The following is a 15,496-nucleotide window of genomic DNA, read 5'->3' on the forward strand; positions in this document are numbered from 1 at the left end:
CCCGATTACTCGGGGCCACGTCTCATATTGGGAGGAAAATCTGGCTACTTCTGCGCTGCTGCGGAGGCGTCGATTGCGCCTTCAAGCAAATCGTCAGAGAGGCCGTAAGCCCAGTGCAGAAGAGAAACCGGGTGAATCATCTTCGCACCGGATCCCTTTGCCAGTTGCCAGCGGCACGTTTCCGTGTCACAAGCTGCAAGGTCGGGGTTGTTGCGGCGAATGAAGTCAAACACGGGCTTGCCAACAGCCTCGGCAATCTCGCGCTTCTCTGACTTCATGCCGTACGTGCCCGCAATACCGCAACAAGGCTGGTTGGACTCCACTACCTTGACGCCCGGGACGAGCTCCATGAGCTCCACGGCCGGCATACCCATAGCTTGGCTCTTAACCTGGCATGGCTGGTGGTAAGGAATCGTCATATCCAGGCGGCGCAGGTCCTCAACGGGGAGCTCACCCTTGTAGTACAGGTCAAGGAGGAACTCAGAAGTTTCCACGGTGCGTACCGCAACTTCTTCAAGACGAGGATCATCAAGACCCATGATTTCCTTAGCCTCGTGCTTCAGCATGCCCGCGCACGAGCCGGACGAAGACACGATGGTGAGGTCCTTACCTTCCGAAAGGAGGGCGTCGCACAGGCGCAGGACCTTCTTGGTTGCGCCGCCGAAAATGCCGTTGGACTGCTCAGCCAAGCCGCAGCATCCCTGTTCTGGCACCAGAACCTCGTAGCCGAGGTGTTCTAGCAGCTCGATGGTGTGCTTCGAAGTCTGGACCTCAAAGTAGCCGCCCGCACAGCCGTGGAAGAACACGATCGGACCGCGCGGCGCCGGGCCGGTTGGAGCCTTGCGCTTCTTCAACCATCCGCGAAGCGACTGGTTGTGCGCAGTAGGCATAGGCGCTCCCTCAGAAACGCCAACAACAGCGGAAACAACCTTGCGTAGCGGCTTGATACCAAGCGCAGCATTCGCAATGGGAGCGAACGGGGTCATTACCTTGCCCATAAGATCGGTCTGCGTGATTAGGCGGTCGCGAATCGGCATGCCGTTCTGTGCCTTCATAACCGCGCGAGCCTGCGCGTTGATCTCTGCGATCTTCACGCCCTGCGGGCAAACCATGGTGCAAATACCGCAACCCGAGCAGTAGTCCAGCGAGTGGTCCACCGACTGGCCGTGGCGGAAACGCTCGGCCTGCGGACCCACAAACTTAGGTCCGGGGAACAGCGGAGTTACACGGGCCACCGGGCACTGCGTCTCACAGATCGTGCACTTAACGCAGTTATCTAGGGTTGCGCGCGCAAAGTTTTGCTGTGCGAACTTCAATGCGTCACTCATTACTTACCTCCGAGAATCGAATCGGTTGCCCGAATCATCGAACCAAGAGCAATGCCTTCGCCCGACTTCTCTCGCCAACGCTTAGCGCCAGCAATCGTTCCACCAATTACGCGTACGTTGTCGTACACAACCTTGCCGTCGTGGTCAACCGGCCTCATATCGCTATCAACCGCAACGCCTACCTTGAACAGGTTCTGCTCCTCGCCCCAGTAGTTACCATGTACGAGGTCTGGCAGTTCACCACCCGTCACGGGCAGACCCAGCGCGCGCTCAAAAATCTTGCCGTAAGAATCCAGCGTGATTGCACCGGACTCGAACCCGCCGCCAGCCAGGACCACGTTGTCGCAAGCAATCTCACGGCCGCCACCAGCGCTGTCGGTGATTACGTGGGTGACGCGCTTGCCATCCGTTTTAACGCCGGTAACTTCAGCGCCGAGCATCAGGCGAATACGCAGATCCTTGACCCGCTGCGTGAGCTTCTGGTTCAGCCTCATTCCAGGAACCGACGGGGGCTGTAGAGCGATCTCAAACACCGGGTGTCCCAGGAGTTCGCGCAGCTGCTTCCACACGCCCTCGCCGTTTACGCCGAGGATTGCTGGAAGCGCTACGACCTCACCATCTTCAACGTGCGGGCGGATCGTGTCAGCAAGCCTGCGGAGCAAAACCGGATCTTCCAGTGCTCGCGCGAACGTGAGCGCCGTTGAATCGATTTCACCTTCGCGGACCTCGAAGTCCAGCATTAGCGTGCGTGCCTTGATCTGCTGGCCACCAATCTCTTGGCGCTCCAGGTTGCCCGCCATAAACTCGGGGAAAAAGTCCTTCATCTGCCGGAACCCAACCACCAGGTAGCGCTTGCCCGGCTCGATCGCTCCCTCCATCATTGAAGGCTGCACGATGCAGGTGGGACGCATTGCGCCAATAGCCGAGGGCAGCAGGACGTTCTTTTCAACGTCACCAATCAGTAGGCCTTCGCCAACCTCGTCCATCACGAACTTAACGCCCTCGCGAACCGCATCTGCGCCAATAATGGAGTACGGGTGGTCGCCTTCCGGGGCGCCCTTTTCGAACTTATTCTCCGCGATTGTTTCAAGCGGCTTTTCAAGACGATCCGGAGCGTATCCGAGAACGTCAATCGTGCCCTGTGAAAGCTGCAGGCCGCCGATACCTTTCGAGGCCAAAATAACGGGCTCGCCGGCCTCGCGAAGCCGGATTGCTGCGGTAAGTCCCGCGATACCCGCGCCAATAACTACCGTTGTCATCGCACTGCCTTACTGTTGTTCGAATCGTCCGCCGTGGGAAGGTGCTCAATGTCGTAAATGCCCTGGAAAATCCAGTCATCGAGCGCCGTTTGTCGAGCCTGACGCCCGTACAGGATCGGCCACAAACCAATCCACCTATTCTTCAAGAACAAGCGCATAAGCTCCGTAACATGAGCGGCGTCGCCGCGCCCCATCTGCTGGGTGATCCCCGCTGCGCGCATAGAGCAGAAACCGCCCTGACATGGGCCCATGCCTAGGCGAAGCTGGCGACGCAAATCGTCAAACGTTGCATCCGGCTGAGACTCAAGCAAGGTTTCAAACATCTTGCGGTTCATGAGCTCACACTCACAAACAATCTGCGCGTCAAAGCGGTCGCCCTCACGCTCTTCGAGGCGGTGAGTGACCTCGTAGTTGTCACCGCGTTCCGTGCCCGGCATGATCTCTTCCGCCGTGCGGCAAGGACGCCAGTCATCCATCTGGCGGCACATCACGTCAACAACGTTCTTAGCCATCAAGCGGTACGTGGTGAGCTTGCCGCCAGCAATCGTAAGCAGGCCGCCGATACCGTCGCGAGTGGAGTGGTCGATGATCGACATGGTGCGCGACATGTGACGAGTGTCCGAAGCATCCACGCGGCTATCCCTAACGAGCGGACGAGCGCCCGCCCATGCGTGCACCGCACGCGCCTCGCGGAATCCTGGAATAAGAGCTTCACCAGAGTCCAGCATCTGCTGAACTTCGTTGCGTGGAATCTCCAGGTGATCCGGGTCTTCCACCTTGACATCCGTGGTGCCAATAATCGAAACCGTGTGGACCGGAACGATGATGTCGCCGTCTGAGGGGTAGATACAGCGGTTCACAACCTGGTTTACCAAGCGGTGGTTCATAGCGATCATGATGCCGCGGCCCGGAACCACATCCACGCCGTGCGCGCCAGCCATCGCCGCAATCTGACCAGACCAGGGGCCGCCCGCGTTGATCACAAACTTACAGTTGATGCGAACATCCTCACCGGTCTTCATGCCGTGGGCGTGAACCGCGATCACCTGGTTGTATGCGGTCTCGATCTTCTCCACGCGGTGGTAGGTGAGAACCTCGGCGCCGTACAGCTTTGCGGAGCGGATTGCGCCCCACAACATCGCCCAGCCATCAACCGTCTTGTCCTTGACCTTGAATGCGCGAAGCAAACCCGGATTTAGGCGAGGTTCTTGCGCAAGCGCCTCGGACGGTTCGATTTCTTCGGTCCACACGCCGGTGGCCTGAGCGCCGGCAAGGAACTTGTCGCCAAACTCGGGATCATCCTCCGGCGTTACAACAAAGAGGCCGCCCGTGTCCTCCACCGCATCCGGGTGCAGGTTAGCAATAATCTCGTTTTCTTCAGCGCACTCGGCTGCCGAAATCGGGTCTGATACGACGTATCGGCCACCGGAGTGGAGGAGTCCGTGGTAACGGCCCGTGGTGCCTTGGCCAATATCGGCGCGTTCTACCAAAACTGCTTTGAAACCGCGCATTACGAGGTCCCTCAGCACGCCGACACCGGTTGCTCCACCACCGATAACAACAACTTCTGTGTCGAGTTTCTTCATTGATCACTCCTGGTCATCAGGGAGTGGCCGCACCCGCGGCCACTCATCTCACCTCAAGGCTAGGACGAAAAGCATTCGCTAATTGCCGATTTTCGGATTCTCAATCCTTCCTGCTATCACTGAAAATATGTGCAAGTTAGTTCTTGTGTTTTCCCTGTATTTACGGGGATTTTGAACTTTGTGAAACCCGGCTGTACACACATGGGTGAGGTTTTCGTGTCTCGTCGTGCACGTTTGTGAACGGCCAAGAGCGGCTATTTATGAAACGAATGACTTAGATAAATCGTGACCACTGTCTCTTGAAAGGTCAAAATAAAACCCGCTCGAACGAATGTGCAAAAAGCTGTGGCCCCGAAAAATCGGGGCCACAGCTTTTTGGGAACTAGGAGTTACGCGTTGCGAACGTCCTCGTCAACCCAGTCGAAGGTGCGGGTTACTGCCTTCTTCCAGAGGCGGTAAGTGCGCTCGCGCTCTTCCGCATCCATCTTCGGCGTCCAGCGCTTGCCCTCAGACCAGTTGTCGATAACGTCCTGCTCGCCCTGCCAGAAGCCAACCGCAATACCAGCTGCGTATGCAGCGCCAAGAGCGGTGGTCTCCGTAACCTTCGGAGCAACAACGTCTACGCCAAGCACGTCAGCCTGGAACTGCATGAGCAGCTCGTTAGCAACCATGCCGCCGTCAACGCGAAGTTCGGTCAGGTCAACGCCCGAGTCAGCGTTCATAGCGTCAAGAACCTCGCGGGTCTGGAACGCAGTAGCCTCAAGCACAGCGCGGGCGATGTGGCCAGCGGTGTTGTAGCGCGTGAGGCCAACGATGGCGCCACGTGCCTCGTCCTTCCAATACGGGGCGAAGAGGCCGGAGAATGCCGGAACAAAGTAGACGCCACCGTTGTCCTTAACGGACTTAGCAAGCGGCTCGATTTCCGGAGCGGTGTGGATCATGTGCAGGTTGTCGCGGATCCACTGTACGAGCGAGCCGGTAACAGCAATCGAACCCTCGAGTGCGTACTTGGTTGGCTGGTCGCCAATCTTGTAGCAAACGGTGGTCAGAAGGCCATTCTCGGACTGAACGGGCTCTTCACCGGTGTTGATAAGCATGAAGCAGCCGGTGCCGTAGGTGTTCTTAGCCATGCCCTTTTCGAAGCAAGCCTGGCCGAACGTTGCAGCCTGCTGGTCACCGAGGATACCCGCGATCGGGGTGTCGATGATCAGCGAGTTCTTCGAACCATAGCCGTAGACCTCAGCAGAGGAGCGAATCTCCGGAAGCATCGACATCGGGATGCCCATGTCAGCGCAGGTGTCCTCGCGCCACTTCAGGGTCTCGATGTCCATGAGCATCGTACGAGAAGCGTTCGTTACGTCAGTGACGTGAACACCGCCATCCGGACCGCCAGTGAGGTTCCACAACGTCCAGGTGTCCGTGTTGCCAAACAGTAGGTCTCCAGCCTCGGCGCGCTCGCGAGCGCCCTCTACGTTGTCAAGAATCCACTTGATCTTCGGGCCGGAGAAGTAGGTGGAAAGCGGGAGGCCGCAACGATCGCGGAAACGATCGTTGCCCTCATCGCCGGCGAGCTCGCGAACGATCTCAGCCGTACGCGTGTCCTGCCAAACGATTGCGTTGTAAACCGGCTCACCAGTGTTCTTATCCCAAACGATCGTGGTCTCACGCTGGTTGGTGATGCCGACAGCGGCGAGACTGTGGCGGTTGATAGCAGCACCTGCCAATGCGGAGCCAATGGCCTGATGAATGTTGTCGCGAATCTCAATCGGATTGTGCTCTACCCAGCCGGCCTTCGGGAAAATCTGCTCGTGCTCGAGCTGTCCTACCGAAACAATCTCACCGTCGTGGTCGAACACAATTGCGCGAGATGACGTAGTGCCCTGATCAATGGCAAGTACGTACTTCTTTTCGCTCATGTTTACCTTCACTTCCTTGTGTAAACAGTTGAATGAATGGGCGAATCAACAAGCGTTGACCTGCGTCGCTGCACCTTTGTGCCATGCATCACGAAGTCTATCGCTCATCGTTGAGACTTGCACTACAAACCGATCAGGTCACCGGTTTGCAGTTAGGCTCCTTGAATGCGTTGTCTGGTCATCAGTAAGCGACATCGATAGTTAGTTGTATCCCAAAACTGTGGTCTAGATTGCAGGTATGAACCCCTAACCTCCTGAATTGAACAGCCGTGCATGGCAAACTATGAAGAATGAGCATACGTGATAACGATGCGCACGAGGCCGCATCAATGTACTACCTACAGGGCGAAACCATGGAGATGATTGCGCGTCACCTCGGGGTTTCGCGGTCCTCTGTTTCGCGACTGCTGGCATATGCCCGCGAATCCGGCCTGGTCCGCATTACCGTAGCGCCGGCGCCCGGCGAGCGTGGCACCCTAGCTGGCGAGCTCAACCAGATTTTCGGCATCCGCTCAACCGTGGTGCGTGTGCGCGACCACGACACCGGCGTAAACCGCCTCGACTCGGTAGCTAAAGTTGCGGCCGAACGCCTGCTCGACTTCATCCACCCCGGCAGCAAGATCGGTATCGCGTGGGGTAATACCACCGCCGAGGTTGCCCGCAACCTCACGCCGGTGAACATCGACAACACAACGGTTGTGCAAATGAATGGTGCGGCAAGTGCATCAGGCACGGGCGTGAACTACATCGATACCACGATCTCGCGGGCGGCAGACGCTCTTGGGGCATCCATGGTGCATTTCCCGGTGCCCGCATTCTTCGACTATGAAGAAACAAAAGAAGCGATGTGGCGGGAACGCTCGGTGAAGAGCGTAGTAGACCTCATCTCGAAGGTTGATGTGGCGATGTTCGGCGTAGGTGCCTTTGGGGGAGACGTGCCCTCGCACGTGTACTCCGCGGGATTCCTCGACCCAGCTGAAATGGCGGAAGCACGTAACGAGGGAGTGGTGGGAGACATTTGCACCGTCCTCATTCGCGAAGATGGCTCTTATGAAGACATGGCCATTAACCGGCGCGCGTCCGGCCCCACCCCGAAGCTGCTGAAAACTATTCCCACGCGCCTGTGTGTGGTGGCGGGAGAGGCCAAAGCCATCCCCCTCATTGGCGCGCTACGCGCCGGCGTTGTCACCGACCTAGTGGTTGATGACCGCACCGCCCGCCGAGTGTTGGAACGCGCGCGCACCACCGGCCTGCGTTAGCCATACTGGAGGGGATGCTTAACCAAACCATTCAGACTGCTGCGGGGCGAGTGCAGTTGCGCTTTGCCCGCCCGGCTGATGCCCGCGCGATCTGGAACCTCACCAAGCCCTACGTTCAGCAAAAGATACTCGTGGACAAACCCCTCATCGCCTACTTTGAGGACATTCAAGAGTTCATCGTCGCTGAAAAAGATAGTGAAGTTTTGGCTTGCGGCGCCCTCCACGTCCTCTGGGACGACATTGCGGAGGTGCGCACCCTTGCCGCTTCCCCCGCTGCGCGTGGAAGTGGCGTGGGCTCACTCATCTTGAACGCCCTTGTCGAGCGGGCGCGTGACCTGCAATTAAAGCGCGTCTTTTGCCTAACGTTCGCAGTTGATTTCTTTGCCCGGCACGGCTTCGAAGCCTTTGAAGGAACGGCAGTGGGCGTAGACGTGTACCAAAAAATGCTGCGCACCCACGATGACGGCGTGCGCGAATTTCTTGAACTGGCCTCCGTCAAACCCAACACCCTGGGCAACACCCGCATGATCTTGCACCTTTAGGAAGCCGCACTACCTGCGCTCACCTCACGTCCGAGACGCAAAGCAAAAGCGGCCCTCAACCACGGTTGAAAGCCGCCCTCGCTAGATGTTATTCGCCGCGTAAACCTAGATGAACTCGTACGGATCGAAATCCTCGAGATCGATGATACGCAAGCGCGGCAGACGCACCTGGAACGCGTCAATGCCGTGCTCAATGTCGATGATCTCCAAGCCCTCATCGGTCAGGTCATGCAGGCCAGACGAGATGAACTCGGGGAAACCGAGAATGCCAACGCGGCGGCCGGCCTCAAGGAGGCGCTTGATTTCTGGCTCGTAGTCGCCATCGTGGCTGGCCAAAATCACGTCACCAGACCCGCGTTCGCCAATCGCATCCAGTGTCTTCTTAATGCCCTGATCAACCACCTGGTCATCCGGTACGCCCGAAAGCGGGATTGGGCGGTAACGCATTGCAAGCAGTGCCTGCACGAAGTTCATTGGCATGTAGCCCGACGAAGCATTCAGGAAGAACAGGCCCTTTACCGGCTGGTCCCAAAGCTCCTCGGTGGAAGTTAGAACGCGGTCCCACCGGGGACGCTCTTCCGACGCTGGCTTTCGATCCAGCACCGAGACACCAAGCGTGGTGTCAATATTTTCGCCATCAATAATTAAATAAGTAAGCGGATCCATTTTGATACTTTCAATGGGTGGGGCAAAAAGCCCCACCCATGTAATTGAAATTTGTAGTTGAAGCCTTGCGCCTAAGCGATTTAAGACTTCTTCTTTAGAGTGGCCAAGCGAGCCTCAATTTCAGACTGCTCGTCCAAGTTATCCAGTTCGTCGAACTGGGACGCGAAAGAATCAGCTGCGAGTTCTGCGCGGCCCTGAGCCATCGCTTCTTCACGGCGAATCTGATCCTCAAAGCGGGAAAGCTCCGAAGTGGGGTCAAGCACGTTGATTGAGCTAACCGTATCCTGCAACTTCGCCTGAGCGGCTGCCGTCTTCTGACGGGCCACAAGCTCATCGCGGCGGCGCTTCAAATCCTCGAGCTTTTCCTTCGACTGAGCAAGACCAAGCTTGAGTTTGTCAACAACCTCGGTCTGGCTTGCGATCATTGGCTCTGCATTCTCAGCCGACTTCTCGTAGCTAAGCTGTTTGCCAAGAGCAACCTTTGCCAAGTTGTTCCACTTGTCAACCTCTGCTGGATCGGTAGCGGAGTCAGCGCGAGCAGATGCGGCTACAGCCTTCTCGCCCCATTCCTTGGCAGCCGCGACGTCGGAGTCATAATCGGCCTGTGCAAGACGGAGGTTTCCAATGGTCTGCGCGACGGCCTCCTCGGCCTCCGCGATCGAGTTCGTGTAGTCGCGAACAAGCTGATCAAGCATCTTCTTCGGATCCTCAGCGCGGTCCAAGAGTGCATTGATGTTCGCCTTAGCAAGTTGTGAAATGCGGCCTAGGATCGACTGCTTCTCTGCCATATGATCTCCTTTCAAGGAAAACGCCAGGGCGAAGGCGCCCAAGACGCGCACAGACGTGCATTTTCAGTATATATGTGACGCGGCACTCACGGCGCGTTAAATCAGAACTTCCCGGATCCTCCCGAGCTGAAACCGCCGCTAAAGCCGCCGGAGCTGCCGGAGCTGAAACCACCACCGAAACCACCCGATCCGCCGAAGTCAAAGCCGCCCCTAGAGCTGCCGCTAGAGCCACCGCCGCCAAACAAGAGTCCGCCCAAGAGCAGTGAGGTGAGGTCAATTCCGCTACTCGAACCTCCCGAACCGCGCGGTGGCGTGGGGCCGGATGACAAATCGACGGCACGGTTGGCAAGCACAAGCGCGTCAGCGAGCAAATCAAGGGCTTCCATGGGGGAAGACGGCGCAACCTTCGCGGCCTCAGCCCGCTTCGCCTTCGCCCGTGCGATGAGAGTTCGCGCCTGTGAACTAGCGCTGAACGGGTGGGCTGACACGTGTGAATCGGCGCGGACGATCGCGGCATCTACCTCTGCGAACCTGCGATCCAGGCGAGCATTGGTACGACGCTGCTTCTCTTCTGCGTTACGTAGCGGTAACAATGCGTTGTCGAGGGCGTCCTCGGCTTCATGAAGTTCGGTCAGAGCACTCAGCGGATCAGCGCCGCCACGCCGGGCCGCGTTACCGTGCTCGATTGCGCGATGAGCATCCTCAACCAACGGATTGAACGACGCCTGGTTGTGGGCTAGACGCGAAACGTCCTCAAGATCTGAAGAGATAGAACCGATAGCTTGGGCCAGCTTATTCTTTGCATCTTGCAAGTTCGCCTCAGCGCTCATGACCTCCTTGATCTGAGCAAGCGCCTGCGTGAGCGCGCGCATTGCAAGATTCACGTGGAAAACGCCCGTCTTGCGATCCGAATCCTTCTTCGCCTTGGCTTCCGTAAGCGCCTGGCTTGCCGCGTCGAGCAGGCGGTTGGCCTCGTCCGGATTATCCAAAATGGATTGCAAAACCTGATCGGAGTAGGTGAGACGAAGCGACTTGATCTCCAACTTCGCGTGCTCCACCCGCTCGCGCGCCTCGCTTATGCGCTGGTCGATGCTGGAAATATTCGAATCGATATTAGATTCGACGTCTCGAAGCTCGCTAAAACGCTTGGCCTGCGCGTCCAAAATCGCGCTAACGCGAGTTACATCGTCTTCTAGCTCGTCAACCAGCTTGGTCTGCGTATCGGGGTTGGTTTCCGACTCCATCTCGGGCTGCTTCTTGAAGGCCTGCGTCATGATTGCCGTGGCTTCATCCAATGCCTGCGCAAATTCCGTAGTTTCCAGCTCGCCAAACTGAGCCTGTGCGAATGCCAAGTCTTCCCTGGCCGCACGAACCGCGTCATCAGTTTGCATCATTGAAACATTCAGCTTCTTAATGCGATCTTTCAACTGCTCCGTCCGGCGCTTACTAGCCTGGCCCGCGTGCTTTTTCTTACTACGCTGGATAAACGCAGCCGCCAGTACAAACACGACGAATGAGAAGAAAAGCATCACGAGGAAGCCGACGACCTCCGAATCACTATCAGAACCGCTGTTTGTAGAGCCGCCCGAACTGTTCTCACTTTCAGTAAGTAACCGTGCCGTGTCCGCGAGAGCCGCCGCCAAATGCTCAGGCGTTATTCCCCCGCGCAGGTTTGAAGAACCCGAAGCCGCCGCAGAGTCCGCCTGCGAAGAATCAACAGGCGCGGCAGGGCCCAAGCAAATGTTGTACTCGCCAAGCTCGGTTGCAATCGCGTAAACCACTGCAGAAGCTGGCAGTGAAGGGTTGTCATCACCCAGCTTGGAACACCACGACGATGGGGAAGTGCCTTCCCAATCCTGCGTAATAACCATGTAGAACGGGAAATCCACCGCGGTTGTGGTCATCGTTTCGAGCTGTGCCTTGGTGTCAGCATCGAGAACCCCAACCTCGTCAATCACGTGAGAATCATCGATGCGTACCGCTGCGCTTGCCATTGATGGCAAAAACATCAGTAGGGCAGTGGCTAGAGTTACCAGTACAGAGCGCTTCTTCATACCCTTAGTTTCGCGTAAAAGCCGGCCTGTGTCAGGTCAAAGCTCAAACTTCGCTCGATGCAAGCGCGATCTGCTCACATGTTCTAGTGATCTGCTCACATGTGCGAACCGGAAGGGTGGGCCGTTCATCTTGTGGACCGGGATCGAGTATCACCAGGCAGCCCGCGAGCTTTGCTAGGTCTTCAGCTTCTACGTTTTGGCGTAGATCGATGAGGATTTCGGCAAGGCGAGTAGTTAGGATCGCCAGGCGCGTCCACTCCACCTCGCTGCCCGACACGCGCGCCCACTCTTTAGCCGGCAAGTACTTGCTCGTCAGGTCAATCGCGCGGCGAATCCACACTGCCCGAAGTAAGTCAGCCTCAATCTGAAACAAGTCCGTAGCAGTTGGTTCTTGTAGTAAGGCCAACGTTTTCACGGATTTAGACACGATCTTTTGTGCCTGCGCCAGGCCAGCACGCATGCGTGCGGAAACCTCCGAGCCTGCGGTGGGGGACACCCTTGCCACCTCCAGGCGTGCTGCGGCAAGCCCCTCCTCGATTTCGCTGGCGAGTCGAGCTAAGCCAAACGTTGGATCTGGGCTCACATAGCGGCCTGCTCGAACCGCGGCGCGATGAGGATTGACTGAAGCTGGATCTTCCGCCCTATACGAGGCTAAGGCATGCGCGTACTTGTTTGCGCGCAGGGAACGCAGAGGCGCGGCGGGTTCTCTCACAGCAGACACCGCGGTGTTCATTCGCGTGCAACCGGCGGGGAGCTTGGCTTTTCCTTCCACCACGGTTGCATCAGCCAGACAGGAAGCGGCCAGTGCGCGAGCCCTGCCCAGCTCAAACCGTAAATCCGCGCAGGCATCCTCGCCAAACATCCAGCGCGAAGCCCAGTACTCACGGCGCATCTCACGAATCGCGCAATCCAAGTCGAACGCGTTAAGCGGATCTGCGGCCGGAGACAACACCTCGTTAGCCTCGGCCGGTACTTCCTCCGAGTCGTTACCTACGTCCTCACTCGCCTCATGATTCGCAGCGACGCTCGCGGCCTCGTCTGCGGGGGCGCCTTGGTCTTCATCTGCCGGTTCAGCGGGCACAGCCGCATCCATCCTTTGCGAATCCAGGCCGTCCTCGCCGTTCTTTCGAGCCTGGGAACGCCGCGCAAAAGCAGCAACAGCAACCGCAACAACCACTAGCGCCGCGCCCGCGCCAAACAACCAAACTACCGTGCTCACGCGGCCTCCCTCACCAATTTTGCGATGCGCCACACCAACCAACTCCCAGCGCAAACGCGCCACCCTTGGCGATGACATTGTCTCTCGCACTATCATAGGGGCTAGACGTAACAATATAAGCGAGAAAACAGACTTAGGAGGCCCCAGTGCCCACCGGCAAGGTGAAATTCTTCGACGCGGATCGGGGATTCGGATTTATCGAAGGAGACGACGGCGAATCCGTTTTCCTCCATGCATCCGCACTGCCCGAAGGCGTTCGCGCGCCGAAGGGTGGCACTCGCGTTGAATACTCTGTAGTTGACGGCCGCAAAGGCGCGCAGGCAATGTTCGTAGAGATCCTGCAAGCCTCGCCCTCCATAAGCAAGCTAAACCGTCGGAAACCCCAACAAATGGTTGGGCTAGTTGAAGACCTAATTAAGGTACTTGACTCCGCATCCGGATCGCTTCGCCACGGAAAATACCCGAACAACTCAGACAAGATCGCGGACCTACTGCGCGCTGTAGCGGATGATTTTGATGCTTGAAAACGAAAAGAATGAACCCGCTGTAGCGGCCGACAAGATCCTCAAGGACGCGGTAAAAGAGACCTTAGAGATCGTCCTTGAGGTTGTCGAACCAAACGAAATCGGCGAACATCTGGGCTACCGCGCCGACGGTGAACGCCTGCTCACACACTTTTTTGCCGCAAACAAAGCGGGCTACCAAGGCTGGCACTGGGCCGTAACCGTGTCCAGAGTTCCACGGGCGCGGCGAGTAACCGTATCCGAAATTGATCTTTTGCCCGGCAAAGGCGCCCTGCTCGCACCCGAGTGGGTTCCCTGGGAAGAACGCCTGCGCCCATCCGATGTATCCCCCTCAGACGTGCTTCCATACCGGCAAGAGGATTCTCGCCTCACGCTGATCCGCGACTCCAAGTACGGGTCGGACGAGCCTCCTCTCTCGCGCGTGCGGACCCTCTCGCAAGAAGGCATAGACACCGCGCGCATCAGATGGCACAGGCGCTCGCGCGGCAAAGTGAACAAAACCGACTCGAAGTCCACGTGCGCATCCTGCGGCTTCCTCGTTGCCCTTCGCTCCGAACTGGGGGACAGCTTCGGCGTGTGCTCCAACGAGTGGTCTGGCCACGACGGCCGCCTCATTCCCCTCACCTACGCGTGCGGTGCCCACTCTGAAACCGACGTGCAAGAAACCGGTAGCCAATGGAACGTGGTGCCTCCGCGCGTGAACGAACTGGACCTAGAGATCATCAGCGACCTCTAAAACCCTAAAACACGCAGGAAATGTGACTCCCGCTACCCGGTGTCCACATGGTGGTAGCGCAATCACAGAAACGCGCGCAGTGAGACCATTGACCCGTGAGTACCAATACTGCACAGCGCTCAAAGCTAGATAGTTTCTTTCACATTACTGAACGCGGTTCCACGATTGGTCGCGAAGTACGAGGTGGCTTTGTCACCTTCTTCGCAATGGCCTACATCCTCGTTCTTAATCCCATCATCCTATCCGCAGCATTCCCCGAAGATGGATCCCTAACGATCCCAACCATCGCGGCGGCAACGGCACTCGTAGCAGGCGTCATGACAATCCTCATGGGCCTAGTTGCCAACTACCCGATGGCACTTGCAGCCGGCATGGGTTTGAACGCCATGGTTGCGTTTACCCTCGTCCTCGGTTCGGGCCTCACCTTCCAAGAGGCAATGGGTCTGATTGTTTGGGAAGGCATCCTCATCACAATCCTGGTTCTGACCGGATTCCGTGAGGCCGTCTTCAATGCGGTGCCTAACCAGCTCAAGGTGGCTATTTCGGTTGGTATTGGCCTGTTCATTGCGTTCGTTGGCCTTATCAACGCGGGCATTATCCGTCCCGGCGGCACCCCCGTTCAGCTGGGCATTGACGGATCGCTTGCCGGCTGGCCAGCCCTCGTGTTTGTCGTGGGCCTTCTGCTAACCATCGTGCTTTACGTGCGTAAGGTTCGCGGCGCGATCCTAATCGGCATCATTTCTTCCACCGTGCTTGCCGTCATCATTCAGGCCATCGTAGCGATTGGGCCGAAGAGTGATGAGAACCCGACCGGCTGGGGCGTTACCGTTCCAGAGCTTTCCGGCTCCCCGGTCTCGCTTCCCGATTTCTCGTCGCTAGGTGCATTCGACCTATTTGGCGCGTTCGGTAAGCTCGGCCCGCTAGCCGTTGTACTGCTGATCTTCTCGCTCATGCTTGCCGACTTCTTCGACACCATGGGCACCATGGTTGCGATTGGTGCTGAAGGCGATCTGTTGGACGAGAACGGCACCCCGCCGCGCTCACGTCAGATCCTCGTCATTGACTCCCTTGCAGCCATCGCCGGCGGCCTGGCAGGCACGTCCTCCAACACCTCCTACGTCGAATCCTCGGCGGGTGTTGGTGAAGGTGCGCGCACCGGTCTAGCTTCCGTTGTCACCGGCATCCTGTTCCTACTGTCCATTTTCCTCGCGCCCGTCGTGGAGCTAGTCCCAACCGAGGCAGCGTCTACCGCCCTCGTGTTCGTTGGCTTCCTGATGATGACGCAGGTTCTGGACATCGAATGGAAGAGGCCAGAGATCGCAATCCCGGCATTCCTTACCATCGCGTTCATGCCGTTCGCCTACTCCATTTCGGTAGGTATCGGCACCGGCTTCATCACCTACGTGATCGCCGCGGTAGCAGTTGGCAAGGCAAAGCAGGTTAAGCCGCTCATGTGGATCGTGTCCATTCTGTTTGCGGTTTACTTCGTGCTCGGCCCAATCCAAGCTGCACTGGGAGCCTAAGCTTTCGCTACGGGCAACCTGGCCAGACTGATCCGGAGCTAAGCCCGTAGCTACAACCCAATATTCAGTGCGGCTCGCGAAGATAACCTCTTCGCG

The 15,496-nt window shown here is 57.7% G+C and carries 13 protein-coding genes; 5 read left to right on the forward strand and 8 right to left on the reverse strand.

Translation table 11 applies throughout. The features are described from left to right. Positions 1-44 precede the first annotated feature (44 nt). The 4 genes from HMPREF1628_RS06450 to glpK all read right to left on the reverse strand — a co-directional run bounded on the left by HMPREF1628_RS06450 (position 45) and on the right by glpK (position 6,089). Entirely contained in the window at positions 45-1,328 is a 1,284-nt protein-coding gene (locus HMPREF1628_RS06450) for an anaerobic glycerol-3-phosphate dehydrogenase subunit C (RefSeq protein ID WP_052038954.1), read from the reverse strand. Then, positions 1,328-2,587: a glycerol-3-phosphate dehydrogenase subunit GlpB gene (glpB, locus tag HMPREF1628_RS06455; protein WP_034509679.1), complete on the reverse strand. Its 1,260-nt coding sequence runs from the start codon at positions 2,585-2,587 to the stop codon at positions 1,328-1,330. Before glpB ends, HMPREF1628_RS06450 begins: the two co-directional genes overlap by 1 nt. Continuing rightward, entirely contained in the window at positions 2,584-4,173 is a 1,590-nt protein-coding gene (glpA, locus tag HMPREF1628_RS06460; RefSeq protein WP_034509681.1) for an anaerobic glycerol-3-phosphate dehydrogenase subunit GlpA, read from the reverse strand. The genes glpB and glpA overlap by 4 nt, the downstream gene beginning before the upstream one ends. A gap of 389 nt (positions 4,174-4,562) precedes the next feature. After that, entirely contained in the window at positions 4,563-6,089 is a 1,527-nt protein-coding gene (glpK, locus tag HMPREF1628_RS06465) for a glycerol kinase GlpK (protein ID WP_034509683.1), read from the reverse strand. 290 nt (positions 6,090-6,379) lie between these two features. Here glpK and HMPREF1628_RS06470 point away from each other — a divergent pair, with 290 nt between their 5' ends. Together HMPREF1628_RS06470 and HMPREF1628_RS06475 are read left to right on the forward strand one after the other, a co-directional pair. Next, positions 6,380-7,348 carry a sugar-binding transcriptional regulator gene (locus HMPREF1628_RS06470; protein ID WP_070620764.1) on the forward strand — a complete coding sequence of 323 codons (969 nt, stop codon included), beginning with the start codon at positions 6,380-6,382 and terminating at the stop codon, positions 7,346-7,348. Positions 7,349-7,362: 14 nt separating this feature from the next. Then, the gene (locus tag HMPREF1628_RS06475) at positions 7,363-7,890 is read left to right on the forward strand and encodes an amino-acid N-acetyltransferase (RefSeq protein ID WP_034509686.1); all 528 of its coding nucleotides are present in this window, start codon (positions 7,363-7,365) and stop codon (positions 7,888-7,890) included. Positions 7,891-7,995: 105 nt separating this feature from the next. On the opposite strand, the gene HMPREF1628_RS06480 is transcribed toward HMPREF1628_RS06475, so the two are convergent. The 4 genes from HMPREF1628_RS06480 to HMPREF1628_RS06495 all read right to left on the reverse strand — a co-directional run bounded on the left by HMPREF1628_RS06480 (position 7,996) and on the right by HMPREF1628_RS06495 (position 12,617). Continuing rightward, the gene (locus HMPREF1628_RS06480) at positions 7,996-8,556 is read right to left on the reverse strand and encodes an NYN domain-containing protein (protein WP_034509690.1); all 561 of its coding nucleotides are present in this window, start codon (positions 8,554-8,556) and stop codon (positions 7,996-7,998) included. 80 nt (positions 8,557-8,636) lie between these two features. Then, positions 8,637-9,344 (reverse strand): PspA/IM30 family protein, encoded by a 708-nt coding sequence (locus HMPREF1628_RS06485; RefSeq protein WP_034509693.1) that lies wholly within the window; start codon positions 9,342-9,344, stop codon positions 8,637-8,639. A 101-nt stretch (positions 9,345-9,445) separates the two neighbouring features. Then, positions 9,446-11,398 carry a hypothetical protein gene (locus tag HMPREF1628_RS06490; protein WP_034509697.1) on the reverse strand — a complete coding sequence of 651 codons (1,953 nt, stop codon included), beginning with the start codon at positions 11,396-11,398 and terminating at the stop codon, positions 9,446-9,448. Positions 11,399-11,441: 43 nt separating this feature from the next. Then, positions 11,442-12,617, reverse strand: coding sequence for a hypothetical protein (locus HMPREF1628_RS06495; protein WP_156956917.1), 1,176 nt, complete (start codon positions 12,615-12,617; stop codon positions 11,442-11,444). A 146-nt stretch (positions 12,618-12,763) separates the two neighbouring features. On the opposite strand from HMPREF1628_RS06495, the gene HMPREF1628_RS06500 reads away from it, so the two are divergent. The 3 genes from HMPREF1628_RS06500 to HMPREF1628_RS06510 all read left to right on the forward strand — a co-directional run bounded on the left by HMPREF1628_RS06500 (position 12,764) and on the right by HMPREF1628_RS06510 (position 15,400). Next, positions 12,764-13,141 (forward strand): cold-shock protein, encoded by a 378-nt coding sequence (locus HMPREF1628_RS06500; protein ID WP_034509703.1) that lies wholly within the window; start codon positions 12,764-12,766, stop codon positions 13,139-13,141. Beyond that, positions 13,134-13,877, forward strand: a complete 744-nt coding sequence (locus tag HMPREF1628_RS06505) for a DUF3027 domain-containing protein (RefSeq protein WP_034509714.1) — start codon at positions 13,134-13,136, stop codon at positions 13,875-13,877. The genes HMPREF1628_RS06500 and HMPREF1628_RS06505 overlap by 8 nt, the downstream gene beginning before the upstream one ends. Positions 13,878-13,972: 95 nt before the next feature. Continuing rightward, positions 13,973-15,400, forward strand: a complete 1,428-nt coding sequence (locus tag HMPREF1628_RS06510; protein ID WP_034509706.1) for an NCS2 family permease — start codon at positions 13,973-13,975, stop codon at positions 15,398-15,400. Positions 15,401-15,496: the final 96 nt, after the last annotated feature.

Origin of the sequence: Actinomyces sp. S4-C9 (genome assembly GCF_000758775.1) — a bacterium.
GTDB classification, from domain to species: domain Bacteria; phylum Actinomycetota; class Actinomycetes; order Actinomycetales; family Actinomycetaceae; genus Gleimia; species Gleimia europaea.